The organism is Achromobacter ruhlandii, from assembly GCF_002082135.1.
Taxonomy (GTDB): domain Bacteria; phylum Pseudomonadota; class Gammaproteobacteria; order Burkholderiales; family Burkholderiaceae_B; genus Achromobacter; species Achromobacter ruhlandii.
The window spans coordinates 2,500,698-2,527,468 of sequence record NZ_CP017433.1; the positions used below are offsets into that span (position 1 = coordinate 2,500,698).

Below are 26,771 nucleotides of genomic sequence, written 5' to 3' on the forward strand. Positions count from 1 at the left end.
GATTTCATTTGCTGCTGCTGGCCTGGACCCAGCCCGGCGCGGCGCAGGCGGCCGCAGCGGCCAAGGCGGGGGACGCGCGCACCTTGCCGTCCGTCGAGGTCGTCGGCATCCCGCAGGACGACGGCGTGGTGCCGCGTCGCTCCAGTTCCGCCACGCGCACCGACACGCCCCTGATCGAGACGCCGCAGTCCCTCTCGGTGATCACCCGCGAGCAGATGGACGCGCGCAACGTGCGCTCGGTCAACGAGGCCTTCCGCTACGCGCCCGGCGTCGCCACCGAATCCTGGGGCGCCGTCACCGCCTACGACGACATGAGCATCCGCGGCTTCAGCACGGGCAACGGCCCCGTCGACACCTTCCTGGATGGCATGCGCCTGAACCGCGGCGTCGTCTTCGGCGGCCAGCAGGTCGATCCTTTCCTGCTCGAACGCATGGAAGTGCTGCGCGGCCCCGCCTCGGTGCTGTACGGCACCTCCACGCCCGGCGGCGTCATTGCGCTGACCAGCAAGCTGCCGCGCGAAGACGCCGTGCGCCTCATTGAGCTTGAGGGCGGCACCCGCCGCTACCGTCGCGGCTCGTTCGACCTGGGCGGCAAGGCCGACGAACGCGGCTCGCTGCTGTTCCGGGTCGTCGGCACCGCCATGAACAGCGATGGCCAACTGGACGGCACCTGGCTGCGCCGCCGCGCGGTCGCGCCCTCGCTGACCTGGCAACCCAGCGCTGCCACCCGCTTGACGCTGTACGCGCGCTACCAGGACGATCCCGGCCTGGGCATGATCTCGTCGGTGCCGGGCATCGGCAGCGTACTGCCCAACCCCCATGGCCAACTGCCGCCCCGCTTCAACGTGGGCGAGCCGGGCTACGACACATTCGCGCGCACCATCCGCGCCGTGGGCTACCAGTTCGACCAGAAGCTGGCGGGCGACTGGTCGATGAGCCTGAACGGCCGCTACACCCGCGTCGACAGCGACTATGACGCCGTGGTCCTGGCGGCCTTGCAACCGGACCTGCGCACCATCGACCGCCAGGTGCTCGGTTCCACCGAGCGCTACGACAGCTTCACCCTGGACAACCAGTTGAAAGGCCGCTTCGCCACCGGCGCCGCGCGCCACGAACTGCTGGCCGGCCTGGTGTGGGAGCAGATGCGCGGCGACGGCGACTACCGCACGACCTACAACGGCACCAAGCTGGATCTCTACAGCCCCGTCTACGGCGCGCCGCAGCCCGTCCCGCCCACGGTCATGGACAAGGGCATGCGCTCGACGCTGACCGGCCTTTACGTGCAGGACCAGATCGCACTGGGCAACTGGCACACCACCGTCGGCGTGCGCCAGGACTGGTCTACCATCGATTCCACCGACAGGCTATGGCACAGCGGCTTCACCCAGAAGGACCAGGCAACCACCGTGCGCGTCGGCACGCTGTATCGCTTCGGCAATGGCCTGGCGCCGTATGCCACCTACGCGCAGTCCTTCGAGCCCGTGAACAGCCTGTCCGCCAGCGGCGAGCCGTTCAAACCGACCCGGGGCGAGCTGTTCGAAACCGGCCTCAAGTACCAGCCGGAGAACTGGGACGCCCTGTTCTCCGCGGCGATCTACCACCTGACCCAGACCAACGTGCTGAGCGCCGACCCCGCCAACCCGCGCCTATCCGTGCAGTCGGGCGAGGTCCGCTCGCGCGGGCTGGAGCTGGAAGCGCATGCGCGGCTGTCGCCGCAGTGGAGCGTGATTGCGGTCTACACGTGGCAGAACGTCGAATACACCAAAGGCAATGCCAACGAAGTGGGCAGGACGCCCTCGCGCGTGCCGACGCGCTTTGGCGGCGTCTGGCTGGCGTGGGATGCGCCCTCCGGCCTGGGCGCGGCGCTGGGGGTGCGGCATAACGGGGGAAGCTGGGGCGGGTACCAGACGTTGCAGGATTTCCGCGTGCCGGGATACACCTTGGTGGATGCGCAACTGCATTACGACCTGGGGCGGCAGGTGCCCAGCTTGAAAGGGACGAAGGTGCAGTTGAATGTGTCGAACTTGACGGACAAGCGGTATAGCGGGGGATGCTATGACCTGGATAACGGCTGCTTCGCGGGGGCGGGAAGGGTGGTCAGTTTGAAGGTGGGGTATCAGTGGTGAGGCTGGCGGATTGATGGCGGGGCGGGCGCGTCGGTGGACGGCCCGCGTTCGAGGTTTTCGAATCCATGATGCGGGGGCCGAGCGCTCATGCAGCTATGTCGTTGCCGCGATGTTGGAATGTCGTAGTTTGGTTTTCAGCTTGGCTTCCAGTACACCCAGGCCGATATTGCCGCAGCCCACCAGGGTCAGGTCTTGCAGGGCGGGCAGCGCCTCCAGGGTATTGATATCGGTGATCCGCTTGCAATACTGGATATTCAATTGTTCCAACGCCGGCAGGGCGGCAATCGGGCGGATGGTTTCCAACAGGCCTTGATTCTTGAGCCGTAGCGAACGCAGTCCGGAAAGCTGTTCGATTCCCGCCAGCGTTTTCAAGGAGCGCCCCGCCATCAGGCCCAGCGATAACAGGGGCAACGCCGCAATGCGCGCAAACAGCGATTCATCGAACGGGACATTGAACAGCTTCAATTCCTGCAGCGGCAGCCGCAAGGCCTGATCGAGCAGTTTGCCGGGTTTGTCCGGCAACATCGACAGCGACTTCAGCGCCGGAAAATCCTCCGCCTTGAACCGCATCGGAACGTTGACCTCCAGCGACTCCAACTGCGGCATCGGCCCCGCCGACCAGGTATATGACCCCGGGCAATCAAAAATCGACAGATGCCGCAGGCTGGCCGGCAGCATCTCGGCGCGCAGGTTCTTGACCACCGAGGCCTGGATATTGCCGGGTCCGATGGACAGATGGGTCAGGGCTGGTAGTCGGGAGATTAAGTCCGGCAATTCCTGCACCGGGTCCAGAGGTGGCGCCCATAGATGGACGTATTCGATCGTCGCCAGCGTGGCCGCATCCGGCGGCGCATCGTAGAAAAGCACTTGATCCGAGCCATGCGCCTGCGCGGCCTGGCGGCTGTGCATCAACAGCCATCGCTCGTCGCGGCCGGGTTGGGGCGTTGAAAACGAAACTGGCGACATACGGGCTCCGGAGTCATTACGTCTGTCGGCAGCGCGAGCATGGCGACAGCGGGACAGGCATGGTCGAAGGGTAGAACAATAAAGCAGAACGGCAATGCCGGGCGAGCCGGATTGCCGTTCTGTTTTGGCGGCGCCGTGAAAGGCGCCTCCGTTTTCCCGCCAGACAGTTTATTCAGCCGGCTTCGGCGGCAGATCCTCCGCCGTCACGCCGCCCCGTCCCAGATACGCCCCGAACACCGTGCCGATGGTCTTGACCAGACTATGCGAGTTCATCACCTCGCCATGGATCTCGTCGATACCCTCGTCGTCCGGTTGCAGCTTGCTGGCGTGTCCGACCCATTCGATGGCGGCAAAGCGGTTCTTCTTGGCGCCGTGGCCGCGCGCATAGGCCAATCCGATTTCGGCGCTGGCGCGGGCGGCGCGCCAGTCGTCGTCTTCGTCGACCAGCGGCCGCAGATAATCGCGCACACCGCTCTGTTTTTCCGCGTCGGTGCCGTGGTCGCGCAGCAGCACCCCGATGCGCAAGCGCGCCAGACCGTCGGCGCGCGGTTCTTCGCGCGATTCCTGCAGCAGCCGCAATACCGTCTCGACATTCTCGCGACGCGAGAAATCCATTTTGCCGTCGAACAGGTGCCGATGCGCCATGTTGTACTTGGCCAGCGGCGAACCATCGTCCACCGCGCGTTGCAGCCATTCGTCGCGCACCGCCTCGTCCAGATAATGGTCGGGCGTGTTGTCGCGGAAGCCGCGGTGAATGTCGTACATGCTGCTGGCCGCGTCGGGAAAACGCCGATCCGCCAACTGGCGTGTCAGGAAATAACCTTCCTCGTGCGCGCCGCCATCCCACAGCATCGCGGCGGCCGCCAGCACGTTGAAACTGTCGTCCGTCTGGTCGCGGCCGAGTTCGGCGGCGCGGTCCAGCAGTTGTTGCGCCTTGGCCGGATCCTTTTCAAATCCCCACAGCCCGAACTGATGCGCCACCGCCACCAACCCCAGCGGCGTCGCCAACCGGTTCCAGCCGCTCATGCATTCCAGCACGCGCTTGAACGCGCCGTCGTCGTCCGGGATGTGGTGAATCAGCGTCACGTGCGCGAAACTGCGGAACGGCCCGTCCACTTCGTCAAAATACATATTTCCCGGGAACGCCGCCACGCTCTGCGCGTGCAGCTCGCGGGCACGCGCATGGTCGCCCAGCGAATAACTGACGAAATTCGCGAATCGACCGAGCGCCTCGCCGCGTTCCTGGGGCCGCAGATCGCGCTGCAGGAACGATTCGAAGGCCTGGCGATGGGCTTGCACCGCCTGCGTTTCTTCCGATTCCGGAAAATCGCTCAGCTCGTCCCAAAGGCCGATCCAGCGGATCGCGTTGCGCTGCGGTTCCGTCAGCGTCTCGCACAGCGGGCCGCTGGCCAGGCCGTCGATATCCTCGTAACTGCCGCCCCAACGCGGTTGCAGATACTGCGCATACGCGATCAGCGTTTCCAGGTGGCCGGGGCGCAATTCCAGCGCGCGCAGCAGCCAGTAATCCTTGCCCTGTTCCATTTCGTGCTCGGCGCGCGGCGCGAGCCATGCGGGCAGGGACTGCGGCGCCTGATCCGGTTGCAGGCGCGGCACGCCGTATTCCGCCAGATGCGCCAGCGCGGCGTCCATCAGGCCGGGTTCCTCGACATCGTCGTGGGTAATGGTTTCCGGAGGATTGCCTTCGAACAACTGGCGCAGCCAATACGGCTCTTTGAAATGCGCCGCCATTTGCATCAGGGTCACGCAGGCCGCGACGGGACGCGGCGACAGCGTCATGGCTTTCAATAACGCGGCGGCGGCGGTTTCGCAGGCCAGGGCGGCGCCGATCCAGCGATCCTGCGTCACGCTGTCTGCCCAGCCAAAGCCGCGGATATCCGCGGCGCGGCCGAAGCAGAAGTTACCCAGGACCAGGTGCGCGTGGTAGGAGTCGGGGCAGGCGGCGATCCAGGCCTGGAGGAAGTCGGCGGCTTGCGGGTAGGGGACGGTGCTGTAGTCGAAGAGGGTGCCGGAGAGGACGGCTTCGGAATACGCCGAAATCTGGTTGGCAGGGAGCGACCAATCCTGTTGTTCCAGGTCGGCGTAGTAGGCGTCGATTTGGGAAAACGCGCGGGATTGGACCAGGGCGCGGAGGTCTTGGCGGATGGTGGTGAGCGTGCGCAAGGATCTACCTGACGAGTGGGAGCCGATCGGGGGACAGTGGCGCAGATGATGCCTGATCTGCGGCCCACGGTAGAAAATCAAAACCACGAATTACAAAAAAGAATTCCAAATGTAATGATTGGCGTTGCATTTGCAGAGGTGGCCCGCCTGTCCAGCAAAATACATACGCCGGGTGATGAAACGCTTTCTTTTTTTGATCCGAGACCGACGCGTAAGTGCGGGTCTCGTTGCCGTTCTCGCCCATCCCGTACACTACTTCGACAACCAAGGAGTTCCATGTCGATTCAAAACCTAGGCCGTTACGGTATCGTGCTATTTCTCGCTGCGTTGAGCTCGGGCTGTTCTTCAATCATCGGCGAATGCGGCTTGGTTCGCAGTAGCTGCATGTATGACGGGAAATACGAACAGGGCGAGGAAGACTACGCGGAAGCCGAGGCGAAGCGGCTGAACAAGCAGTCGACGGATCGGTTGCGTCGAAGCTCTGGGGATTGAATCCAGGCGTATTCCGGCCGTCGTGTTCAGGCCGTCGTTATCGAGGCGACGGGTGGCGCGACGGTTGACCTCCGATCCTCGGGATCGCTCACTATTGCGGTGGGCAGGCCTCAAGATAATTCCGGCCCGCCGCCGCCACGCCCTTCAATGCACTGACCCCGTCGGCGCCACGCCCCCAAGCTCCAACCCTGTCCCATCAAGCGCCGTGTCCACAAGATCCATGATGTGATCGCACAGGCTCTCGACCCCACCCAGCAAGTTGGCGCTGACCCAAGGCTCCAGTGGCGCCGCCCCGGTACTCTCGGGTTCCGTCGCGCTGTTTCCCACAATCCGGGCGATGGCCCAGATTCCCTGGCAAGCTCGCTCAATCTTCCGAAGATCAGCAAACCGAATAGGGACGCTCTCCGGATCATCCGGCGTGGCCCAGCGGTCAAGGGTATAGGAGTGGTCGTTCATCGCGGCTGCCTCTGTCGTTAAGCTCGCGCCCCGTCCTCGGTCGGGGCGGGCGAGCGCAAGGCCGGGTTGACAGACCGGTAGCAAAGGCAACCAGCGCACGCGAACGTGCCCCAGCCAAGGCTCGCCCATGGAGGGACGTGCGTCAGCCTTCGGATATGAAAACGCCGCTATTGCGGCGGGTATCCGCCTTTGCTATTCCGGCTGTCAATCCGGACGATCGTTGTTGCGATCGCAAGATGAGTATGGGCGTGACGCACATTGGCAGCAATGCCAAGGGTGACATTCTCATCCCTATCCGAGACGAGCGTTCAATAAGAAAAGGACCTCGCAAGGTCCTTTTTCAATTCTCAAGCCGCTTGCGGCAGGAAAAACCGATCCTTCAACTCCTGCAACCCGATCCGATCCAGCATCTCCGTCAGCCGTTCCGCCGGCTTCCGACGCGGCAGATCCTTGTACTGCGCGATGATCAGCTCGTTCTTCATCGAATGCTCCCACCCCACCAGCTCGGTCACGCTGACCTGATACCCATGCGCTTCCAGCTGCAAGCATCGCAGCACGTTCGTGATCTGGCTGCCAAACTCCCGCGTGTGCAGCGGATGCCGCCAGATCTCCGCCAGCGGATCGGCGAGCGCCTTGGCCTTGTTCTTCCTCAGCACCGACGCCACTTCCGCCTGGCAGCAGGGCACGACCACGATGTACTTGGCCTTTTTCTCCAGCGCGAAATGGATCGCGTCGTCGGTGGCGGTGTTGCAGGCGTGCAGGGCCGTGACCACGTCGATGGTGGCGGGCAGTTTGTCGGAGGTGATGGATTCGGCTACCGACAAATTCAGGAACGACATGCCGCCAAAGCCCAGGCGCTGCGCCAGTTCTTCCGATGATTTGACCAGTTCCTCGCGGGTTTCGATGCCGTAGATGTGCGAGCCGTTCTTCAGCGCCTCGGGCTGTTCCTTGAAGAACAGGTCATACAGGATGAAGCCCAGGTACGACTTGCCCGCGCCGTGGTCGGCCAGCGTGACGGCGCCGCGTTGTTGCTGGACGTCCTTGAGCAGCGGTTCGATGAACTGGAACAGGTGGTAGACCTGCTTGAGCTTGCGGCGGCTGTCCTGGTTCATCTTGCCGTCGCGGGTCAGGATGTGCAGGGCCTTGAGCAGTTCGATCGACTGGCCGGGGCGGATGTCGTGGGTTTTGTCGGACATGGGGGTAAGGCAATGCGCCCCGCGTGGGGCGGGGCGCAGTGGAAGGCGGAAAGCGTCATTTTAACGAAACCGGTGGCTTTCCGTCCGGCAGCCGACAGGGCGGGCCTGCTCGGCGTTGAGCCGTGCGCGGGTCGGCCGACTAGCCGGTGGCTATCGGCCGGCAGCCGGCGCGACGGCGGCGCCGTCGATGCCGTGGCGGGCCAGGGCCTGGGCCACGAAGCCGCTGCGTTTCATGTCTTCGACGAAGTCGGCCAGGACGCGCGCCGCCGCTTCGCCGCGCCCGCGCGGCAGTCCCATGGCCTGGCGGATGGTCATGAAGCTGCCGGGCAGCAGGCGCAGGCCGCCCAGGCGGCGGGCGTCGGCTTCCAGTTGCTGGCGCACGCCGGCGGCGACGTCGGTGCCGGTCTGCAGGAAGGTGTCGACCACGGTGGGCGAGGTGGCGGCGCGGGTGATGGCGGCGCGTTGCAGTTCGCGGGTCAGGTAGAGGTCGTAGGCGCTGCCCAGGCCGACGGTGACGCGATGGCGCGGGTCGTCGACCTCGGCGATCTCGCACAGGGGCGAATCGTTGCGCACCAGGTAGGCGCCTTCGATCAGGACGTAGGCGTCGGTGAAGGCGATGCCGGCGGCGCGCTTGAGGTCGATGGCGAAGAAGCCGATGTCGGCGGCGTCCTGGCTGACGGTGTCGACGGCCTTGCCGGCGCTGTCCAGGACGATGAGTTCCAGGGCGACGCCGAGCCGCTGCGCGAAGGCGCGGGCCAGGTCGACGGAGACGCCGGCGGCCGCGCCGCTGGCGTCGCGGGTGGCCAGGATGGGGTTGCCGAGGTTGATGGTGGCGCGCAGCACGCCGGTGGGGGTGAAGGCCTGGACGATGTCGGCGGGGATGTTGGCGGCGCCGGAATGGGCGGGTGCGTTGGAAAGGGCGGCGGTACTGGAAAGCGCAGTCATGGTGGTGTTCGCGGAGGGCAGTGGGAGGTTCAAAGGCGGTTGCGGATGGCAGCCTGCCGTGGCGGAAGGCTCACAGGCGGCTGCGGACGGCTCAAGGCCATAGCGGATAGTTCACGAGGCGACAACGACGGCTGAAGGGTGATAGCAGATGGCCCCCTCCGTTTAGCCGCCAACTCACACGCTGTACCGCCCAGCACCCGGCGCACAGCACAGGTCGATCCGTTGCGGCTCCAGGTCATCCCCGAACCACGCATTGATCGCGGCGCGGCGCTCGCCGACATAGACCGGCGCGCCATCGGCGTCGAGCTTCATGCCCAGGTCATGGCCCGGCACCAGCAGCGTGCCGGGCCGCTTGCGCCACCATTCCCAGATGCGTTCCAGGCTGGCATGGCTGGCGGCGGCGTCGGCGGTGTCGACCACCTGGCCCGAGACCAGTTCGGCGCGGTTCTTGGCGGCGTCGCCGGTGAAGAGGATGGGCTGGCGCGGATCGTCGACGTAGAACAGCAGGTGGCCCGGGGTATGGCCGGGCGCGGCGATGGCGGTGATGCCGGGCAGGAAGGCGTCGCCGTCGCCGATACGGCGCACGCGGTCCAGCCGGTCGAGTTCGCGCACGTACAGTTCGGGCAGCGGGTTGAAGCCGGGCGGTTGCGCGGCGGCCCATTCCATTTCCCGCGCGCCGATCCAGACGGTGGCGTTGGGGAACAGCGTGAAGTTGACGGCGTGGTCGTAGTGGGCGTGCGTGAGGACGACGTCGGTGATGTCGGCCGGCGCGACGCCGCAGGCGTCCAGGTGGCGGCCGAGCAGGTGGCGCACGCCGAACGCGCCGACGTCCACCAGGATCCTGTGGCGGTCCGAGCGCAGCAGGGTGCTGGTGCTCCAGCCCAGGCCGCCATGGCAGACGGCGCGGCCGGGGTAGCCCTGGATCAGGATGTCGATCTGGTACATGGGGTCACTCCGCGGTGATGTGGGCTTCGCTGATCAGCTGGCGGTAGCGTTGCAGGTCGTCGCGCAACTGGCGCGTGAATTCCTCGGGCGTGCCGGCGATGATTTCGTTGCCGCCTTCGGTGGCCAGCTTGCGCACCACTTCCGGGTCCTTCACCGCCTGGACCACGGCGTCATGCAGGGTGGCGATGATGCGCGGATCGGTGCCGGCGGGCGCCAACAGGCCCTGGAACTGGGTGATGACGAAGTCCTTGTAGCCCAGTTCCTGCATGGTGGGCAGGTCGGGCAGGCTGGAGGCGCGGCGCGGGCCGGTGACGGCGTAGGCGCGCAGCTTGCCGGACTGGATGTGCGGGGTGGCGGTGACGGTGGTGTCGAAGGTGAAGGACAGTTGTCCGCCCAGCACGTCGGTCAGGGCCTGGGCGTTGCCCTTGTAGGGCACGTGCGTCAGCTGGGTGCCGGTGCGCAGGGCCAGCAATTCGCCGGCCAGGTGGCCGCCGGCGCCCAGGCCGGCCGAGCCGTAGGTGACGGCGCCGGGTTTCTTGCGGGCGGCGGCGAGCAGGTCGTCGATGCTGTGCGCGGGCGATTGCCGCGGCACCACCAGCGCGTACTGGTAGCTGGTGATCTGGCTGATCGGGGCGAAATCCTTCAGCGGGTCATAGGGCGTTTTCTTGTACAGCGACGGGTTGACCACCAGCGGGCCGCTGGCGTCCAGCAGCAGGGTGTAGCCGTCGGGCGCGGCCTTGGCGACGAAGTCGGTGCCGATCATGCCGTTGGCGCCGGGCTTGTTCTCGACCACGATGGTGCCCTGCAGGGTCTTGGCCATGCGGGCGGCGACCACGCGCGCGGTGATGTCGGCCGCGCCGCCGGCCACGTAGGGCACGATCAGGCGGATCGGCTGACTGGGATAGTCGGCGGCGCCGGCCAGCGGCGCGGCCAGCGCCGCCGCCAGGACCAGGGTGAGTCGGGCGATGTTCTTCATGTTGTCGGTCTCCTCCGGGATGCCGGCTCAGCCCTGGCCGGCGTGTTGGCGCAGCAGGGCCAGGACGTCCGCGGCCACTTCGATGCCGTGGGCGCGCTGGCGCGCCAGCTTGGCCAGTTCGATCTCGCCGGGCTGGATCACGGGGCGGGCCGGGTCGGCGGCCGGGCTGGCGTGCAGGATGGCGGCGAAGTCGTTCATGCGTTCGGCCAGCCATTGGGTCGAGCCCAGGCGGCGGGTGTCGATTAGCAGGAAGAAGTGGCCCAGGTTCTGCGGTTCGTCGGGCGCGTCGACCCAGGATTTGACGTGGGTGAGGTAGGCGGCGTTGGACAGCAGGCCGGCGAACAGGTCCACCATCAGCGCCAGGCCGTAGCCTTTGTGACCGCCGATCGGCAGCAGGAAGCCGTCCAGCGCCTGCTTGGGGTCGGTGGTGGGGCAGCCCTGGGCGTCGGTGGCCCAGGTGTCGGGGATGGCCTGGCCGGCCTTCAGGGCGTTGCGGATCTTGGCGCGGGCCACCACGCTCATGGCCATGTCGAGCAGGAAGTGGGCGCCGTCCGGGTTCGGCACGGCAAAGCCGATGGGGCTGTTGCCGACGCGCGCGTCGGTGCCGCCCCAGGGGGCGATGGTGGTGGTGGCGTTGCTGCCGATGATGCTGGCGTAGCCGGCCTCGGCGGCGATCAGGCCGTAGGGCGAGATCGGGCCGAAATGGTTGCTCTGGCGGGCGAACGCCAGGCCCACGCCGCATTCGCTGGCGGCCTGCATGGCGGCGCGCAGCGCGTGCATGCCGACCAGCGGGCCGACGCCGTTGTCGCCGTCGACCAGGCGCAGCGCGGGGGCGGGGCTGTCCACGCGGATGCGGGCCTGGCGGTTGATGCCGCCGACCTGCAGGCGCTCGCCATACGACTCGATGCGCGACAGGCCGTGGGTGGACAGGCCGAACAGATCGGCCAGCACCAGGATGTCGACCACGTCGACGGCGTCCTGGCGCGGCAGGCCCAGGCCTTCGAAGGCGCGCACGCCAAGCTCGCGCAGTTCGGTTTCCGGGACGAGGGAGGGGGAGCCAGCAGTGGCGGCCATGATCAGCAATCCTTGTGTGAGAAAAGAGGGGGACTTATTCGGCGGAAAGACGGGCGTCTTTCACCACCTGGCTCCAGCGGCGCTCTTCGGCGTCGATGAAGGCGGCGAATTCGGCCGGGCCGGCGCCGGAAGGCTCGGCGGCGTCATGGGCCAGGCGCTGGCGCACGGCGTCGGTCCGCAGGGCGCGCTGGGCGGCGGCCTGCAGGCGCGAGATCGCTTCCTGCGGCGTGCCGGCCGGGGCCAGCAGGCCGAACCACTGCGAGCTTTCGAAGCCGGGGTAGCCCTGCTCGGCCACGGTGGGCACGTCCGGCAGGATCGGCAGGCGCTGGGCCGAGCCGACGGCCACGATCTTGATCTTGCCGGCCTGCGCATGCGGCAGCAGGCCGGGGATGCCGGCCGCGGCGGCGTCGATGTTGCCGGCCAGCAGGTCGGTGACCTGGGCGCCGGTGCCCTTGTACGGCACATGCACCACGTCGATGGCGGCGGCGGTCTTCAGCATTTCGAAGGCCAGGTGGCCGGCGCTGCCGTTGCCGGCCGAGCCGTAGTTCAGGACGCCCGGCTTGGCGCGCGCCAGCGCCACGAATTCGGGCAGGGTGGCGGCCGGCACCTTGGCGCCCACGGCGAACACCATGGGCAGCTTGGCCAGCAGGATGATCGGGGCGAAGTCGCGGCGCGGGTCATACGACAGGTTGGGCATCATGGTCGGGTTCACCGCGAGGGTGCCGACGTGGCCCAGGATCAGCGTGTAGCCGTCGGGCCGGGCGCGCGCCGCTTCCACCGTGGCGATGCTGCCCTGTCCGCCGCCCTTGTTCTCGACGATGACCTGCTGGCCCAGGTCGCGCGACATTTCAACCGCGACGGCGCGCGCCACCACGTCGGAACTGCCGCCGGGGCCGTAGGGCACCAGCAGGCGGATGGGGCGTTGCGGCCAGGCGTCGGCGTGGGCCGAGAAGGGGGCGGACGACAACAAGGGGGCGGCGGCCAGCGCCAGCGCGGTGCGCAGGCAGGCTCTCCGTAACGGCTTCATGGGTGGGTCTCCTGTTCGGGCCGCTATTGGTTGCGGCTGGGAGACATCGTGCCCCGCCCTCGGAATCGAGTAAAGTGCAAAAATTCGTTCAATTCTTGATGAAAACGCATGAATTTCGATCTTGCCGATCTGCGCGCCTTCCTGGCGGTGGCCGACCTGGGCAGTTTCCGCGCCGCGTCCGAGGCGCTGCACCTGTCGCAGTCGGCGCTGTCGCGCCGCGTGGACAAGCTGGAGGCGGCGCTGGGCGTGCAGCTGATGACGCGCACCACGCGCAAGGTCGAGCTGACCACCCTCGGCCGCGGCTTCGTGCCGCGCGCCCGCAGCGTGCTGAATGAGCTGGAGAGCGCGCTGGTCGGCATCCGCGACGTGGCCGAGCGCCTGTCGGGCATGGTGACGATTGCCTGCGTGCCGTCGGCGGTGGCGTATTTCCTGCCGGATGTGATCCGCGAATACCACGCCAGCTATCCGCGCATCCGCATCCGCATCATCGACGAGTCGTCCTCGCAGGTGCTGACGGCGGTGGCGCGCGGCGACGCGGATTTCGGGCTGACCTACATCGGCGCCAATGACGCGGAGATCGAGTTCAAGCCGCTGCTGGAAGAGCCGTTCGTGGCCGCGGTGAGCCGCAAGCATCCGCTGGCCAAACGCAAGTCGGTGGATTGGGCCGACCTGGAGGCGCATCCGTACATCACCCTGGCGCAGGGCAGCGGCAATCGTTTCCTGATGGACCAGGCGCTGGTGCACAGCGGCAGCCGGCCGCGCCATTTCTGCGAGGTGCAGCACGTGCCGGCGCTGGTCAGCATGGTGGAGGCGGGCCTGGGCGTGGGCGTGGTGCCGCGGCTGGCGATGCCGGACGAGGATCACGGCACGCTGGTCAGCGTGCCGCTGCGCAATCCCGCCGTGAGCCGCACGATCGGGCTGATCCATCCGCGCGGCAAGACCTTGAATCCGGTGGCGCGGCTGTTCTACGACCTGCTGTCGCAGCGGGTGGAGGCGCGGCAGAAGTAGGCGGGTGCGCGGTTCAACCGGCACGCCGCTGCGTTGTCGGCCGCCTGCGGATGACGGGCATCAACCGCGAGCCGCAAAGCAGACAGGCCGCTAAAACGCGGCCTGCCGAGGTACTGCGCGGCGCGATGCGCGCGCGATCGTCAGACCTGCACGACCACCGGCTCGCCCAGGTTCAACATCAACCGGTTGGCCCACGCGAAGATCGCGTCCGAATGCAGCAGGTCCAGCACTTCACCGTCGCTCAGGCCCACATCCTTCAACGCCTGGATGCTGGCCGCATCCACCGAGGCCGGCGCGTCGGTGATCTGGATCGAGAACTTGCCGATCGCCAGTTCGCGCGCGGTGGTGCCGGCGGTGGCCGGGTCTTCGAACACCTGCGCGATCACGTCATTGCGCTTGGCCAGTTGCTCGAAGCGCTGCGCGTGCACCGAGGCGCAGTAGACGCAGCCGTTGACGCGCGACACCACGGTCGCGCCCAGTTCACGCTCGGCGCGCGACAGGCCGCTGGGCGCGTACATGATGGCGTTGAACGCGGTGGAGCGCTGGCGCAGGATCTCGGGCTGGTGCACCAGGAACAGGTAGTAATCCGAGACCTTGGCCTTGGGGTGGCTTTCTTCCAGCACCGCGATCTGCTCGGGCGTGGCGCTGTCGACCTGGACCACGTCCAGCCACGCCTTCCACTCCAGCACTTCGTTGGTGAAGCCGTGGGCCTTGATGACGTCACCGGGTTCGGTGGCGGCGGTGTTGGCCGGGAAGGGCGCGGGCGGGGTGCCGGCCGCAATCGGCTTGGTTTCCAGCGCCAGCATGGCCTGCAGGCCGGCGACCAGGCGCACCTGATACGACAGGAACGCCACCAGTTGCGACAGCGTGACCACGGCGGGCGTGGAGACGCCGGCGGCCGGCAAGGTCTTGAGGGCGGCTTCGTCGCCTTCGACGGGCTTTTCGATCAGCTTGCGGGTGAACTCCAGGATCACGGCCAGGCGCGGGTCGGCGGCGTCCGCCGGCTTGCCGGACTCGGCCACCTGGATGTCGGCGGCGCTGGCGCCCGCGTCCACCAGGCGCTGGCGGTAGTGCGCGGCCAGCGCCGGCGACGGCGTCAGGCGCGCGGCGTACAGCGCGACCAGCAGGCGCTCGGCCAGCGTCAGGCCGGGCAGGGCCGGGTCGAACAGGGCGTCGTAGCTGCCCTGAGTGGCGGCGGCGACCTTGTCGCGCTGGTGGCGCACGGCGTAGGTGGCGCTGTCGGCCTTCAGGCCGACGAGCTGGTCCACCAGGTCGCGGGCGGCGTCATAGACGATGGGGGGTTGTGCCATTGAGAAAGTCTCCTTGGATGTCGTTCAGCCGGCGTTGCCGGGCGTGGCGGCCGCGCCGGCTTCGGCGCGGCTCGCGGACGGCGCGGCCTGGCCGCGCGCCTTGACCGCGGCGTCCAGGAACTTCAGCACGCCTTCCCACGATTGCTCGTCGGCGCGCGCGTTGTCCTTGGGGTTGCCGCCGCTGGTGCTGATCTTGCCGGACACGGGGTGGGCGTAGACCAGTTGCGTGGTGGGCACGTAGGGGAACAGGATCGAGTGGCCGCCGTTCTCGTAGTCCAGCCATTGGACCGGATACGGATGCCGCACCTCGGCCAGCTTGTCGCGCACCATCTTCGAGTACAGGGTGGACGGCCACGAGCCGTCGTCGGTGGCCGACAGCAGCATCACCGGGCCCTGGATGTCCTCGACCTTGATGCGGGCGCGGGCCACGGCGTCGGGATCCTGCAGCGCGGTGAGGATGGCCTTTTCGTGGCGATGCGGCGCGGGGCCTTCGTCGAACGGCGCCCAGGTGGCGGTGCGGTTGTTTTCCCAGACGTGCGGCAGGGGTTTGCCGCCCAACAGCCAGGTCGGGCCTTCGCGGCCGATCTTGGGGTCGCAGGCGTTCTGGCCGCTGTGGACCACGGCGCCGGGCACGTAGGCCACGACCGCCGACACTTCCGTGGGGAAGGTGGCGCCCAGCAGCAGCACCAGTTCGCCGCCGCGCGACTGGCCGCTGATGGCGACGAAGTCGTGCCTGGGCTGGACCTTCTTGCGCAGCCAGCGCAGGCCGGTCTGGAAGTACTCCAGCGGCGTGTTGGAGATGTAGTCCGACAGGCCCGGCGCCTTGAAGTAGGCCAGGGCGAAGGCGGCGTAGCCGCGCGACGCATACAGCGCGGCGCGCGGTTCGTTGATGCCGCCGCCCGAGCCGTTCAGGATCAGGACGGCGGGATGCGAGCCGGGCGTCGCGCCGGGCGGCAGGTAGAGCGTGCCGACCAGTCCTTCCTCGCGCACGTCCTGGCGGGTGACGCCGTCGGCCGCCAGGCGCTGGGTGAAGCGCGCCACGCTCTGGGCGCCGGCCACGCGCGCCACTACTTCGGTGACCAGCGGCTCGCTGACCGGGTGGTTGAAGTGCTCGCGGCTGGGCGAGTCCACGGGCGACTGCGACCACACCAGGCCCATGGGCGAGAGGCCGCTGTAGTCGCCCGAGACGGGCGCGTCGCGCGTCAGGTCGACCGCGCCGTCCTCGCCCGCGACGAAGGCGGCGTGGCTTTGCCACAGCACGCCGTTGCGACGGGTGAGGGCGGTGATCTCCACCGTCTGGCCGGGCGCGACGTGCTCCACCCGGATCTGGCGGGGCACGTCGATGAGCGCGTCGGCGGGTTGGATGCTCAGGGTAGGAACCATGATGCGCGCCTTACTTGGCCGAGTCCTTGGTGACCATCATGGCGGCGGTGCGGTCGCTGGTCATGGGGGTGACCTTCAGGCCCTTCTTGGTGGCCCAGATGTTCTTGTAGTGGTACAGCGGGATGATGCCGACGTCGTCGGACACGATCTTGACCGAGTCGCGCAGGATGGCTTCACGCTTGGCCACGTCGAATTCCGAGGTGGACTGGTCCAGCGCGGCGTCGACCTTGGGGTTGCTGTAGTGGCCCCAGTTGGAGGCGCCCAGGCCCTTCTTGGCGTCGACGGTGGCCAGGATGTTGACCAGCGCGTAGCTGGCTTCGCCCGTGCCGTTGCCCCAGGCCAGCATGCTGACCGCGAATTCGTTCTTGTTGGCGCGGCCCGAGTACACGGCCCATGGCACCACTTCCACTTGCGTCTTGACGCCGATGCGGGTCCAGAACTGCGCCACCGCCTGGGCCGTTTCCGGGCCTTGCGGGTAGCGGTCGTTGGGCACGTGCATGGTCAGCTTGAAGCCGTCGGGGAAACCGGCTTCGGCCAGCAGCTTCTTGGCCTTCTCGACGTCGTTGGGGATGTCCTTGACGTCGGGGTTGTAGCCGAAGGTGCCCTTGGGCATCCACTGGTTGGCTTCGGTGGCGGCGCCCTGCAGGATGCGGTCGGCGATGGCCTTGCGGTTGATCGCCAGGTTCAGCGCCTGGCGCACGCGCACGTCCAGCAGCGGGTTTTTGTCCAGCGGCTTACCGTTGTTGTCGGTGATGTACTGATTCGGCGCGGGGTTGAAGCTGGGCTGCAGGATCATGACGCGCAGGCCGTCGTACGGATAGACCGAGATGTTTGCAGCCTTTTGCAGCTTGGCCAGGTCGGACACCGACACCTTGTCGATCACGTCGACGTCGCCGGCCAGCAGCGCGGCGGTGCGGGCGGCGGCGTTGTTGATGTAGCGGTAGTTGACCTTGTCCCAGGTGGCCTTCTCGCCCCAGTAACCGTCGTTGCGTTCCATGATGACGCGGTCGCCGGGGGTGTAGGACACGAACTTGTAGGGGCCGGTGCCGATCATGGCCTTGCCCGAGTTGTAGTCTTCGGTGGTGGACTTCTCGCCGACGTGCTTGCTGACCACGTGCACCGACGCCAGGTTCAGCGGCAGGTCGGGGTTGGGCGCCTTGGTCTTGACGATCAGGGTCAGCGGGTCCTTGGCGGTCATCGTGTCGATGGTGCGCAGGTAGCCGGCGTAGGTGGCCACGCTGCCGGGCACGGCGCGGGCGCGGGTGTACGAGTAGATCAGGTCGTCGGCGGTGAACGGCGTGCCGTCCTGCCACTTGACGCCTTCGCGCAGCTTGAATTCCCAGGTGGTGCTGTCCAGCGGCTTCCAGCTCACGGCCAGGCCGGGCTGCAGCTTGTTCCACTTGTTCTCGATCAGCAGGTCCCAGAAGTGCAGGGCCACCGAGCGGTCGCCGGCGTGGTTGTTCAGTTGCGGGTCGAGCGAGGACAGCGGATCGGCAAAGCCGATCGACAGGTTGTCGGCCGAGGCCGCGGCGGACGCGCCCAGGATGGCGGCGGTCAGGGTCGAGAGAATCAGGCGTTTCATGTTCGGGGTCCTTGGTGAGGGGGAACGAGCAGTAAAAGGGTCCATGGGTCGCGGCGCGGGCGCCGCGGCCCGCGAGCGTCAGGCCATGTCGTTCAGGTGACAGGCGCTCAGGTGGTTGATGGCGATTCCCTTCAGGGTGGGAACCTCGGTTTTGCAGCGCGCCATCGCATGCGGACAGCGCGGGTGGAAGTGGCAGCCGCCGGGCGGATTGAGCGGGCTGGGAATCTCTCCCTTGATGGCGGTGAAGGTCTTGTGGCGCGATTTCAGGTTGGGGATCTCGGCCAGCAGCGCCTGGGTGTACGGATGGTTGGGGCGGCGGAAGACTTCGTCCACCGGCGCCGTCTCGACCACGCGGCCCAGGTACATGATGACCACGCGGTCCGACAGGTGCTCGACCACGCCCAGGTCATGGCTGATGAACAGGTACGTCAGGTTGAGCTGTTCGCGCAGGTCCATGAACAGATTCAGGATCTGCGCCTGGATCGACACGTCCAGCGCGGCCACGGCCTCGTCGCACACCAGCATCGACGGCTGCACCGCCAGGGCGCGAGCGATGCCGATGCGCTGGCGCTGGCCGCCGCTGAACTGGTGCGGATAGCGCTGGCGCAGGGCCGGGTCGAGGCCGGCGCGTTGCAGTTGCGCGCTGACGTAGTCGTCGAAGTCGCCGTTGCCGACCAGGCCGTGGATGCGCGCGGCCTCGCCGACGATCTCGTCCACGCGCAGGCGCGGGTTCAGGCTCGCGTACGGGTCCTGGAAGATCATCTGCACCTTCAGGCGCGCGGCGTGGGCCTGGGCCGGCGTCATGTCGGCCGGGCGCTGGCCGTTGATCAGCACCTCGCCGCCGGACGTCGTCAGCAGGCCGGCCGCGATGCGGCCCAGCGTGGACTTGCCGCAGCCGGATTCGCCGACCAGGCCGACCACTTCGCCGGGGCGCACCAGCAGGTCCACATGATCGACGGCGCGGGTGATGGCGGGCGGCTTGGACAGGCCCAGGCGCTGCAAGGCGCGGCCGGCGGCGCCGACGGGGCGTTCGCCAAAGCGCTTGCTGACCTGGCGCAGGTCGATGAGCGGGGTGGCGCTGCCGCGGTCATCGGCGTGGGCGCCGAGTGCGGGATGGGCAGCGGCGTGCGCGCCGTCGCCCGTTGTGGTGCCCGAGGGCGGCGCCGCGTGGGCGCCGTCGCGGGTGTCCGGAATCGTCGTCTGGCTCATGCCGCCACCTCGCCCGGTTGGCGCGACGGATGAAAGCAGCGCACCTGGTGGCCGGGCAGCACGTCGGTGATGGCGGGCTGCTGGCCGCATTGCGCCGTGGCGCGCGCGCAGCGCGCCGCGAAGGCACAGCCGGCGGGCAGGGTGAGCAGGTTGGGTGTCATGCCGGGAATCTGGCGCAGGCGTTGGCCGCGCTGGTTGTTGCTGGGCAGGCTGTCGATCAGGCCCACCGTGTAGGGATGTTGCGGACGGTCGAGCACGTCGTCGACCTTGCCGTGTTCGACGATGCGGCCGGCGTACATCACCGCCACGTCGTCGGCCAGGCCCGCCACCACCGACAGGTCATGGGTGATCCAGATGAGGCTGGTGCCGTGTTGCTGCGCCAGCTTCTGCACTTCGGACAGGATCTGTGCCTGGATGGTGACGTCCAGCGCCGTGGTCGGCTCGTCGGCGATGATGAGGTCGGGCCGGTGCAGCATGGCGATGGCGATCGCCACGCGCTGGCGCATGCCGCCGGACAACTGGTGCGGATACGCCAGCAGCCGTTCTTCCGGGCTGGGAATGCCCATCATGCCGAGCGTGTCGCGGGCCAGCTCGCGCGCCTGCGCCTTGCTCATGCTGTTGTGGGCGCGCACCGTTTCGATCATCTGCACGTCGACCCGCAGCACCGGGTTCAACGTCATCATCGGATCCTGGAAGATCATGGCGATGCGGTTGCCCTGCAGCTTGCGCAGCTCGCGCGGGGCCAGCTGGGTCAGGTCGCGGCCCTGGAACAGCACCTGGCCGCCGACCACGCGGCCGGGGGCGTCCACCAGGCCCATGATGGAAAAGCCGGTGACGGATTTGCCCGAGCCGGATTCTCCGACCAGGCCCAGGATCTTGCCGCGCTCCAACGTGAAGGACACGTCGTCCACGGCGGGCAGGGTGCCGGCGCGGGTGAAGAAGTGGGTGCGCAGGTTGCGCACTTCCAGGGTCGGCACGTTGGCGGCGGCCGGCGCCGCGACGGGACGGGCGGCGCTCATTTGTGGGTCCTCGGGTTCAGCACGTCGCGCAGGCGGTCGCCTACCAGGTTGATGGCGACGATGGTGATCAGCAGCGCGATGCCGGGGTAGAAGCTGATCCAGTATTCGCCGGACAGCATGTATTGGAAGCCGTTGGAGATCAGCAGCCCCAGCGACGGCTCGGTCACGGGCACGCCCAGGCCCAGGAAGCTCAGCGTGGCTTCGAGCGTGATGGCGCGCGCGATCTGCAGGGTGCCGATGACGATCAGCGGCGGCAGGCAGTTGGGCAGGATGTGCTTGAGCATGATCCGCCAGTTCGGGATGTCCAGGCAGCGCGCCGCCTCGACGTACTCGCGGCGACGCTCGACCAGGGCCTGGCCGCGCGCGGTGCGGGCGTAGTAGGCCCATTCCAGGATCACCAGCGTCAGCACCACGTTGCCCACGCCCTTGCCCAGGTAGGCCAGGATCATCATGGCCACCAGGATCGACGGGAACGACAGGATCAGGTCGACCAGCCGCATGATCAGCGCGTCGACCTTGCCGCCGGCGTACGCCGCCAGCAGGCCCAGCAGCGTGCCGATAATGCCGGCGATCAGCGCCGAGCCCACGCCCACCATCAGGCTGATGCGCAGGCCGTACAGGATGCCCGACAGCAGGTCGCGGCCCTGGCCGTCGGTGCCGAGCCAGTAGTGGAAGGTGTTCAGGCCGTTCATCGTGCCCGGCGCCAGGCGCGCGTCCAGCACGTCGATCTGCAGCAGGTCGTAGGGGTTCTGCGGCGAGATCCACGGCGCCAGGATGGCGGCCAGGATCAGCAGGGTGGCGATCACCAGCCCGAACACCGCCGTCTTGGACGACAGGAATTCCAGCAGGTTGCGGCGCCAGGGCGATTCACGCTTCAGCGCGGGGGCGGCGGTTTGCATGGCATTTGCCTGGGGAGTGTTCGGAGCGCTCATGCCGCGGCCTCCAGCCGTACCCGCGGGTCCAGCACTTTGTACAGGATGTCGACGATCAGGTTGAGCGTCACGAACAGGCACACCACCACGATCAGGTAGGCCACGATCACCGGGCGGTCCAGCGCGTTCAGGCTGTCCAGGATCAGCTTGCCGGCGCCGGGCCAGGCGAAGATGCTTTCGGTGATGACGGCGAAGGCGATGGTCGAGCCCAGCTCCAGGCCCAGCACCGTCACCAGCGGGATCATGGTGTTGCGCAGCACGTGCACACAGACCACCCGGAACGGCGACAGGCCCTTGGCGCGGGCGAACTTGACGAAGTCCAGCGGCATCACGTCGCGCACGCCGGCGCGGGTCAGGCGGATCACCAGCGAGATCTTGAACAGCGACAGGTTCAGCGCCGGCAGGATCAGGTGGCGCCAGCCGTCGGCCGTCAGCCACGACCACTGGAAGCCCAGGAATTCCACCGTCTGGCCGCGGCCGCTGGCCGGCAGCCAGCCCAGCGACACACTGAAGGTCATGATCAGCATCAGCGCGACCCAGAACGTCGGCAACGAAAAGCCGACGATGCTGCCCGCCATCACCAGCTTGGAGAAGCGGCTGTCGGGATACAGCCCGGCCAGCAGGCCCAGCGGCAGCCCGATGATCACCGCCAGCAGCAGTGCGGCGATGGCCAGTTCCAGGGTCGCCGGCAGGCGCTGGATCACCAGTTCCACGGCGGGGATGTTGTAGACGAAGCTGTTGCCCAGGTTGCCGTGCAGCGCCCCGTTCAGAAAGCCCAGGTACTGTTGCCACAGGGGCTTGTCCAGCCCCAGTTCGGCGATGATGCGGGCGCGGTCGACCTGGTCGACGTCCTGGCCGATCAGGATGTCGACGGGGTTGCCGATGGCGTGCAGCCCGACGAAGACGATCAGCGTCATCAGGAACACGACCACCGCGGCTTGCGCCACGCGGCGGAGCAGCCAGCCGGTCATTGCGCGGTCTCCGCCTGCCGGGCCGCGCCGGGCGCCGGGGCCGGCGTCCATTCGTCGCCGAACACCTCGGGTTCCGCGAACGCTTCCATGTTGGCGTAGTGCGTGGCCACGTCCTCGCGGTAGAAGAGGCCCGCGATACCTTGCGCCAGGCGCTTGGCGCCTTCGCTGATGGCGGGGATGTCGCCCGACACGGTGCCGTGCGTCAGCGCGGCCGGGTACGAGAAGCAGTGCACCCGGTCCAGGCCGGGACAGGCGCCCGGGGTCTTTTCCTGCAGCTCGAAGGCCGCGCCCAGGTCGGGCGAGTCATGCAGCTCCTGGTCTTCCTCGCCGGCGGGCGGGGTGTAGCGGTCGCCCCAGGCGCGCACGTGCGGCGCCAGCGCGGCGAATTCCGGACGCACGGTCCAGTCGATGCGGAAACCCGTGGAGAACACCAGGAAGTCCAGCGTGAAGACGCCCTTGGGCGTGGTGACGCGGATTTCGTCATTGACCAGTGCCAGGTCCTGCACGCCGCAGCCCAGGTTGAAGCGGGCGTTCGGGTGGCGCGACACGCGCAGCGTGCTGCCGCGCGGCGGCGGCACCTGGGCGGCGTTGATGTAGTGGCGGATCTTCCACTTCCACTCATCGGGCAGATTCAGGTGGCCGTGGGTCAGGCCGGGGTTGCCGGCGCCCTTGCCCTTGTTGATGCGCGGAATGTCGTCGCGGCGGATCAGCAGGTCGACGCTGGCCGCGCCCGCTTCCAGGGCGGTGGCGGCGCTGTCCATGGCCGACGCGCCCGCGCCCACCACGCCGACGCGCTTGCCGGCCAGGGTGGCGTAGTCCAGCACGTCCGACGAATGCGCCCAGCGGTCGCGCGGCAGCTTGCGCGCGAAGTCCGGCACGTAGGCGCCGCCCAGCCCGTCGCGGCCGGTGGCCAGCACCACGCGGCGCGCCAGCACGGTCTGGCGGCCAGTGGGCGCTTCGATGTCCAGCTGCACCAGCCGGTCGGCGCGCGGCAGCACGGCCAGCACGCGGTGCTGGTTGCGCACGTCCAGGTTCAGCACACGGCGGTACCAGCGCAGGTAGTCCATCCACTGCAGGCGCGGGATCTTGTCCAGCGCCTCCCAGGCCTCCGCGCCGAACTGTGCCTCGAACCAGGCGCGGAAGGTCAGGGCGGGCAGGCCCAGCGCGGGGCCCGTCAACTGCTTGGGCGAGCGCAGGGTCTCCATGCGCGCGGTGGTGGCCCACGGGCCTTCATAGCCTTCGGGCGATTGGTCGAAGATCGGCGCGACGATGCCCAGGTGCGTCAGCGAGGCCGCCGCGGCCAGGCCGGCCATGCCGCCGCCGATGATGGCCACGTCCAGCACCGGCTGGCCGTCGACCAGGCGCGGCGTGACCCAGGGCTTGGCGGGGATTTCCAGCCAGGACAGGTCCTGGCGCAGGCGCGCTTCCAGCGCGGCCAGGCCTTGCGGGGCGGGAGCGAGGGGTTGGTTCATGCGGGGGTATCCGTAAGAGGGGTGTCATCGCCGTAGATCGACTGCAGCAGCGCGCCGTGCTGGCAGGCGTCGTGCAGCACGAAGCCGGGCAGTAGTTGCGCGGCGGCCTGCGCCAGCGCATCGGCCATGGCCTGGCAGGCCGGCGTCAGGGGCTGCGACTGCGAGGTGATGACCCCGAAGAAAAAGGGGATGTCCAGGTCGATCGGGCGGATCGCCACGCCCGCCATCGGCGCGCCGTAGGCGGTAATGGGTTCCAGCACCGACACGCCCAGGCCGGCGCGTACGGCGGCCAGGGCGTTGACGGACGAATTGGTTTCGATGGCGCCGGCGGCATGGCCCAGCGCCGCGTCCAGCCGGCGGCGCAGACGGTAGGGATTGGCCATGGTGATGACGCGGCGCCCGGCCAGCTCGGCCACCGGCACCACGTCATGGCGCGCGGCCCGATCGTTTTCGGGCAGCGCCACCACACAGGGCGCCTGGCCGATCCAGTGCACGGTCAACCCGCGATGCTCCAGCGGCAGGCTGGTCGCGCCCAATTGCGCCGCGCCGCTCAGCACGGCGTGCACCACGCGCTCGGGCGAGGCGCTACGCAGTTCGATGCGGGGGGCCAGGTTGGCGTGCGGCTCGATGCGCTTGAGCGCGTCCGGCACCAGCCCGGCGGCCAGCGCTGAAGTGGCCGCCAACAGCAGCGGTTGCGCCTGACCACGGGCGATTTCCTCGGCCCGGTCGCGGATCTGGCGCAGGCTGGACAGGGCGCGTTCGACGTCGTCATAGAGCAGGAAGCCCTGCTCGGTCGGCGTCACGCGCGGCCCGCTGCGGGCGAACAGGGCATAGCCGATCTCGGCTTCCAGCTCTTGCAGCAGGCGGCTGATCGCGGGTTGCGAGCGGCCAAGCAGACGCCCGGCAGCGGTGACGCTGCCCGTGGACATGACGGCCGCGAAGGCCTCGAGTTGACGAAGTTCCATCTGTCTTGCTTTATGCCAAGGACGAATTCTTGCGTATCGAGTATGCGCCCGGCAAATAATTAAAGGGCATAAGCAAATTCCCTAATCGGGATTTCCTTATGCCCTGTCATGACTTCGCGTTATTTCAACGACTTACGGGATTACCCTAGGGCCGCCCGTCTCCGGCTGGGGGACTCTGGGGGGATTTCGAGCACGACGAGACGCACGCGCGATCACGCCGGTTGGGGGCGCCTCGATATCCGCTCGCGCACTTCGGGCGAGGCCAGGCACGTCGCGACGGCCTCGTAGCCCGGCGCGCCGGGGTAAGGCACGACGCGGCTTGGCGGACTGTGATTCGCCGGGCAAAGCAGAATGGCTTCGTCGGGTCCAACGGCGGCAAGATCCAGGATCGCCGACGAGCGCGTCATCAGGAAGAGGGGCTTTCCTGCGGCCTTCGCGCGCTGACGAAGGTGCGCCATCAAGGCTTCCTGAGATGGCTGGTCCAGGCCCTGTTCGACCATGTCGATCACCAGCACCGCGGGGCCTTCCGTTTCCAATGCAACGAGCAAAGCCGTCAGCGCATCGGATTCTCTTGCGCCCTCGTCGACGAGCCACGCCATGACTTTGGCAATGCGCGATCCGAGAGCGGGATCCGTTGCCAACATGGCCTTCGCCGCGGCGCATCCATTGTCGAGCCGATCCAGGCCAACGAAGGCCGCATTTGGCAGGGCCTGCGCGAGACGAAGGGCCAGCCTGGTCTTTCCGCTGCCTAACGGGCCGATGATGTAATTCAGGGGACGCACATCCCGAACTTCGAACCATTCCCCTCCCCAAGGCCAGGGGAGCGCAAACGCCGCGCGGGTTTCGGTCGATCGATCTAGCAAGCCGGTTAATTCTCCATCCGATGGCATCCGACCACGAGCCAGGTTTGCCTGGATACTTCGTAGCCTGTCCAATTGGTGAAGAAGCGCTTGGATATCTTTGTCGAGCACCGCTTCGTGTGTCGACAACGCCGCGCTCAGACTCTCGACGTCACCGCCCAGTACGCGCGCGATTTGAGCCAAGCTGAGTCCGAGCGTGCGCAGCGTCACGATTTCGGTCGCGCGGACGATATCGTCAGGTCTATAGGTTCTATACCCCGCTGGTGTACGCCCGGGGGTCATCAAGCCATGCTGCTCGTATAGCCGCAAGGCCTTGATCGATACGCCAAGCCGTCTGGCTGCTTCGGAAGCATTCAGCCACGAATTGGAAGAACTCATGGGTTCACCGTCCTTGTGTTGACTAGGTGCAGCCAGCTTGGGGGCGGCCCCAAGGGTCGAGTCAACACATTATCGGATTGTTTGCCGGCACAACGCTCGTCTGCTCATGGGAAAGGAAATTGCAATAGCATGACGCCTCGCCTGGCGGTTCAATCCTGGCAACTTTGATGGGGAAAGCATGGCAAGGGGACGACCGGTATCGGACGCGCGGCGCGCCACGCCTGGGGCGGGGGGCCGGCAAGGCGGCACGGATGGACGCCTCCGCCTCTATAGGCCGGTGGCGGTACTGCTCTGCCTGGGCTTGGGCGCCTGCATTCATGGCCGGCCGATGCAGCCCCCGCCGCCGCTGTACGCCCTGTGGGCCAAGCCCGGCGTCGATCAGCAAGGCGTGCGTGACGCGCTGCTCGACTGCGGCTTTCCCAGCGCCAGCCATGTCGACGGCACGACCATCACCAATAACGACTATGCACGGGGTGAGCAGTGCATGCTCGGCAAGGGCTTCGCCTACCAGGAGCGCCACACCTACTGTGACGCCCATCCCCATCTGGCGGCCTGCCCGGCAAGCGACGGCGCCGCGGCGGCGGGGTCACGGCAACGTCCGCCCGCCTATGAACAATGGACCCGGCCGGACGCCGACGCGCAGCGCGTGCAGCAAGCCATGCGGGCGTGCGGCTACGCCTCGGTAATCGAGCCGGGCGACGACATGCTGCTCAACGATATCGCCGCCGCGCAGCTGTGCATGCTCGATGGGGGCTTCCAGTTCACGTTGCCGGCCAGCGCGCTGTTGTGCAGGAATCCCCCCAAGCTGGCGGCCTGCCGCGACCGCGTGATCGACACCGCCCACTGCTGCGCGCCGCCCCGGGCTGCCGGCCAGCGCTGACGCGGCGGCCCCGCGTCAGTCGGTGCCCGGAAACGCATCCACCCACTTGACCGTCACGTCGGGGAACGCGTCCACGAACTGGATCTTGAAGTCCGGGAAGGCATCGACGATTTTCCATTCGCCGCAGCGGTCGGCGAAGGCGCTGACTTTCTTCACCCGGATATCGGCGAAGGCGTCGACCACTTTGACGCGGATGTCGGGAAACGCGCTGACGATCTTGACCTTGCCGCGCAGCGGAATGCCTTTGTAGGTGCAGCTGCTTTTGTCGACATCACCGGCCTGGGCGGTGAAAGCGGCGCCCAGCAGGGCGCAGGCGAGAAGGGCGTGGGGCAGAGCGCGCATGAGCGGTGTCTTTTCAAAGCCGGGCCAGGCCGGCGGGCGGGGGGATTATGCCCGAGTCCGCCGCCGTGCCATGCGC

Annotated in this window: 23 protein-coding genes; 4 read left to right on the top strand and 19 right to left on the bottom strand. The window is 67.6% G+C overall.

Going from position 1 to position 26,771, the window contains the following annotated elements; all coding sequences use genetic code 11:
* Positions 1-8 precede the first annotated feature (8 nt).
* Positions 9-2,126, top strand: coding sequence for a TonB-dependent siderophore receptor (locus AruCF_RS11280; protein ID WP_049073316.1), 2,118 nt, complete (start codon positions 9-11; stop codon positions 2,124-2,126).
* A gap of 93 nt (positions 2,127-2,219) precedes the next feature.
* Here the strand turns inward: AruCF_RS11280 and AruCF_RS11285 are convergent, their stop codons facing one another.
* Together AruCF_RS11285 and AruCF_RS11290 are read right to left on the bottom strand one after the other, a co-directional pair.
* A complete protein-coding gene (locus tag AruCF_RS11285) occupies positions 2,220-3,092 on the bottom strand; it encodes a leucine-rich repeat domain-containing protein (protein WP_049073317.1) in 873 nt (290 codons plus the stop codon).
* A 168-nt stretch (positions 3,093-3,260) separates the two neighbouring features.
* On the bottom strand, positions 3,261-5,273 hold the full coding sequence (locus tag AruCF_RS11290) for a DUF4034 domain-containing protein (RefSeq protein WP_049073318.1): 2,013 nt from the start codon (positions 5,271-5,273) through the stop codon (positions 3,261-3,263).
* Positions 5,274-5,549: 276 nt separating this feature from the next.
* On the opposite strand from AruCF_RS11290, the gene AruCF_RS11295 reads away from it, so the two are divergent.
* Positions 5,550-5,765 carry a hypothetical protein gene (locus AruCF_RS11295; protein WP_006395668.1) on the top strand — a complete coding sequence of 72 codons (216 nt, stop codon included), beginning with the start codon at positions 5,550-5,552 and terminating at the stop codon, positions 5,763-5,765.
* Between the two features lie 803 nt (positions 5,766-6,568).
* On the opposite strand, the gene AruCF_RS11305 is transcribed toward AruCF_RS11295, so the two are convergent.
* The 6 genes from AruCF_RS11305 to AruCF_RS11330 form a co-directional block, all read right to left on the bottom strand.
* Positions 6,569-7,417 carry a class I SAM-dependent methyltransferase gene (locus AruCF_RS11305; protein ID WP_049073320.1) on the bottom strand — a complete coding sequence of 283 codons (849 nt, stop codon included), beginning with the start codon at positions 7,415-7,417 and terminating at the stop codon, positions 6,569-6,571.
* A 150-nt stretch (positions 7,418-7,567) separates the two neighbouring features.
* Complete coding sequence (locus tag AruCF_RS11310) at positions 7,568-8,362, bottom strand: transporter substrate-binding domain-containing protein (RefSeq protein WP_235432773.1); 795 nt, start codon at positions 8,360-8,362, stop codon at positions 7,568-7,570.
* 174 nt (positions 8,363-8,536) lie between these two features.
* Positions 8,537-9,307 carry an MBL fold metallo-hydrolase gene (locus tag AruCF_RS11315; RefSeq protein WP_049073321.1) on the bottom strand — a complete coding sequence of 257 codons (771 nt, stop codon included), beginning with the start codon at positions 9,305-9,307 and terminating at the stop codon, positions 8,537-8,539.
* A gap of 4 nt (positions 9,308-9,311) precedes the next feature.
* On the bottom strand, positions 9,312-10,283 hold the full coding sequence (locus tag AruCF_RS11320) for a Bug family tripartite tricarboxylate transporter substrate binding protein (RefSeq protein ID WP_049073322.1): 972 nt from the start codon (positions 10,281-10,283) through the stop codon (positions 9,312-9,314).
* Between the two features lie 27 nt (positions 10,284-10,310).
* Entirely contained in the window at positions 10,311-11,357 is a 1,047-nt protein-coding gene (locus AruCF_RS11325) for an Ldh family oxidoreductase (protein ID WP_049073323.1), read from the bottom strand.
* Between the two features lie 34 nt (positions 11,358-11,391).
* Positions 11,392-12,384, bottom strand: coding sequence for a Bug family tripartite tricarboxylate transporter substrate binding protein (locus AruCF_RS11330; protein WP_024069315.1), 993 nt, complete (start codon positions 12,382-12,384; stop codon positions 11,392-11,394).
* Positions 12,385-12,492: 108 nt separating this feature from the next.
* Here AruCF_RS11330 and AruCF_RS11335 point away from each other — a divergent pair, with 108 nt between their 5' ends.
* Complete coding sequence (locus AruCF_RS11335) at positions 12,493-13,392, top strand: LysR family transcriptional regulator (protein ID WP_006387054.1); 900 nt, start codon at positions 12,493-12,495, stop codon at positions 13,390-13,392.
* 140 nt (positions 13,393-13,532) lie between these two features.
* Here the strand turns inward: AruCF_RS11335 and AruCF_RS11340 are convergent, their stop codons facing one another.
* The 10 genes from AruCF_RS11340 to AruCF_RS11385 form a co-directional block, all read right to left on the bottom strand.
* Complete coding sequence (locus AruCF_RS11340; protein ID WP_080977404.1) at positions 13,533-14,702, bottom strand: CMD domain protein; 1,170 nt, start codon at positions 14,700-14,702, stop codon at positions 13,533-13,535.
* Between the two features lie 24 nt (positions 14,703-14,726).
* Positions 14,727-16,085, bottom strand: a complete 1,359-nt coding sequence (locus AruCF_RS11345) for an acyl-CoA thioester hydrolase/BAAT C-terminal domain-containing protein (RefSeq protein ID WP_049073324.1) — start codon at positions 16,083-16,085, stop codon at positions 14,727-14,729.
* Between the two features lie 10 nt (positions 16,086-16,095).
* A complete protein-coding gene (locus tag AruCF_RS11350) occupies positions 16,096-17,667 on the bottom strand; it encodes an ABC transporter substrate-binding protein (protein ID WP_049073325.1) in 1,572 nt (523 codons plus the stop codon).
* A gap of 78 nt (positions 17,668-17,745) precedes the next feature.
* Entirely contained in the window at positions 17,746-18,876 is a 1,131-nt protein-coding gene (locus AruCF_RS11355) for an ABC transporter ATP-binding protein (protein WP_235432775.1), read from the bottom strand.
* Complete coding sequence (locus AruCF_RS11360) at positions 18,873-19,895, bottom strand: ABC transporter ATP-binding protein (protein ID WP_049073326.1); 1,023 nt, start codon at positions 19,893-19,895, stop codon at positions 18,873-18,875. The genes AruCF_RS11355 and AruCF_RS11360 overlap by 4 nt, the downstream gene beginning before the upstream one ends.
* Entirely contained in the window at positions 19,892-20,794 is a 903-nt protein-coding gene (locus AruCF_RS11365; protein WP_024069310.1) for an ABC transporter permease, read from the bottom strand. The genes AruCF_RS11360 and AruCF_RS11365 overlap by 4 nt, the downstream gene beginning before the upstream one ends.
* 29 nt (positions 20,795-20,823) lie before the next feature.
* Positions 20,824-21,798 (bottom strand): ABC transporter permease, encoded by a 975-nt coding sequence (locus tag AruCF_RS11370; RefSeq protein ID WP_049077724.1) that lies wholly within the window; start codon positions 21,796-21,798, stop codon positions 20,824-20,826.
* Positions 21,795-23,270 carry a flavin-containing monooxygenase gene (locus AruCF_RS11375; protein WP_049073327.1) on the bottom strand — a complete coding sequence of 492 codons (1,476 nt, stop codon included), beginning with the start codon at positions 23,268-23,270 and terminating at the stop codon, positions 21,795-21,797. The genes AruCF_RS11370 and AruCF_RS11375 overlap by 4 nt, the downstream gene beginning before the upstream one ends.
* The gene (locus AruCF_RS11380) at positions 23,267-24,235 is read right to left on the bottom strand and encodes a LysR family transcriptional regulator (RefSeq protein ID WP_049073328.1); all 969 of its coding nucleotides are present in this window, start codon (positions 24,233-24,235) and stop codon (positions 23,267-23,269) included. The genes AruCF_RS11375 and AruCF_RS11380 overlap by 4 nt, the downstream gene beginning before the upstream one ends.
* 212 nt (positions 24,236-24,447) lie before the next feature.
* Positions 24,448-25,473, bottom strand: a complete 1,026-nt coding sequence (locus tag AruCF_RS11385; RefSeq protein ID WP_049073329.1) for a MerR family transcriptional regulator — start codon at positions 25,471-25,473, stop codon at positions 24,448-24,450.
* A gap of 328 nt (positions 25,474-25,801) precedes the next feature.
* On the opposite strand from AruCF_RS11385, the gene AruCF_RS11390 reads away from it, so the two are divergent.
* Positions 25,802-26,353 (top strand): hypothetical protein, encoded by a 552-nt coding sequence (locus AruCF_RS11390; protein ID WP_235432777.1) that lies wholly within the window; start codon positions 25,802-25,804, stop codon positions 26,351-26,353.
* 15 nt (positions 26,354-26,368) lie between these two features.
* Here the strand turns inward: AruCF_RS11390 and AruCF_RS11395 are convergent, their stop codons facing one another.
* The gene (locus tag AruCF_RS11395) at positions 26,369-26,695 is read right to left on the bottom strand and encodes a 7(1) septoil knot domain-containing protein (protein ID WP_049073331.1); all 327 of its coding nucleotides are present in this window, start codon (positions 26,693-26,695) and stop codon (positions 26,369-26,371) included.
* Positions 26,696-26,771: the final 76 nt, after the last annotated feature.

Bases quoted from the DNA above. Each gene is read 5' to 3' on its own strand.
- AruCF_RS11360 (WP_049073326.1), bottom strand. From the start codon at position 19,895: ATGAGCGCCGCCCGTCCCGTCGCGGCGCCGGCCGCCGCCAACGTGCCG.
- AruCF_RS11320 (WP_049073322.1), bottom strand. From the start codon at position 10,283: ATGAAGAACATCGCCCGACTCACCCTGGTCCTGGCGGCGGCGCTGGCC.
- AruCF_RS11395 (WP_049073331.1), bottom strand. From the start codon at position 26,695: ATGCGCGCTCTGCCCCACGCCCTTCTCGCCTGCGCCCTGCTGGGCGCC.
- AruCF_RS11305 (WP_049073320.1), bottom strand. From the start codon at position 7,417: ATGTCCGACAAAACCCACGACATCCGCCCCGGCCAGTCGATCGAACTG.
- AruCF_RS11315 (WP_049073321.1), bottom strand. From the start codon at position 9,307: ATGTACCAGATCGACATCCTGATCCAGGGCTACCCCGGCCGCGCCGTC.
- AruCF_RS11345 (WP_049073324.1), bottom strand. From the start codon at position 16,085: ATGGTTCCTACCCTGAGCATCCAACCCGCCGACGCGCTCATCGACGTG.
- AruCF_RS11385 (WP_049073329.1), bottom strand. From the start codon at position 25,473: ATGAGTTCTTCCAATTCGTGGCTGAATGCTTCCGAAGCAGCCAGACGG.
- AruCF_RS11355 (WP_235432775.1), bottom strand. From the start codon at position 18,876: ATGAGCCAGACGACGATTCCGGACACCCGCGACGGCGCCCACGCGGCG.
- AruCF_RS11335 (WP_006387054.1), top strand. From the start codon at position 12,493: ATGAATTTCGATCTTGCCGATCTGCGCGCCTTCCTGGCGGTGGCCGAC.
- AruCF_RS11380 (WP_049073328.1), bottom strand. From the start codon at position 24,235: ATGGAACTTCGTCAACTCGAGGCCTTCGCGGCCGTCATGTCCACGGGC.
- AruCF_RS11365 (WP_024069310.1), bottom strand. From the start codon at position 20,794: ATGCAAACCGCCGCCCCCGCGCTGAAGCGTGAATCGCCCTGGCGCCGC.
- AruCF_RS11340 (WP_080977404.1), bottom strand. From the start codon at position 14,702: ATGGCACAACCCCCCATCGTCTATGACGCCGCCCGCGACCTGGTGGAC.
- AruCF_RS11310 (WP_235432773.1), bottom strand. From the start codon at position 8,362: ATGACTGCGCTTTCCAGTACCGCCGCCCTTTCCAACGCACCCGCCCAT.
- AruCF_RS11330 (WP_024069315.1), bottom strand. From the start codon at position 12,384: ATGAAGCCGTTACGGAGAGCCTGCCTGCGCACCGCGCTGGCGCTGGCC.
- AruCF_RS11325 (WP_049073323.1), bottom strand. From the start codon at position 11,357: ATGGCCGCCACTGCTGGCTCCCCCTCCCTCGTCCCGGAAACCGAACTG.
- AruCF_RS11375 (WP_049073327.1), bottom strand. From the start codon at position 23,270: ATGAACCAACCCCTCGCTCCCGCCCCGCAAGGCCTGGCCGCGCTGGAA.
- AruCF_RS11350 (WP_049073325.1), bottom strand. From the start codon at position 17,667: ATGAAACGCCTGATTCTCTCGACCCTGACCGCCGCCATCCTGGGCGCG.
- AruCF_RS11370 (WP_049077724.1), bottom strand. From the start codon at position 21,798: ATGACCGGCTGGCTGCTCCGCCGCGTGGCGCAAGCCGCGGTGGTCGTG.
- AruCF_RS11390 (WP_235432777.1), top strand. From the start codon at position 25,802: ATGCAGCCCCCGCCGCCGCTGTACGCCCTGTGGGCCAAGCCCGGCGTC.
- AruCF_RS11295 (WP_006395668.1), top strand. From the start codon at position 5,550: ATGTCGATTCAAAACCTAGGCCGTTACGGTATCGTGCTATTTCTCGCT.
- AruCF_RS11285 (WP_049073317.1), bottom strand. From the start codon at position 3,092: ATGTCGCCAGTTTCGTTTTCAACGCCCCAACCCGGCCGCGACGAGCGA.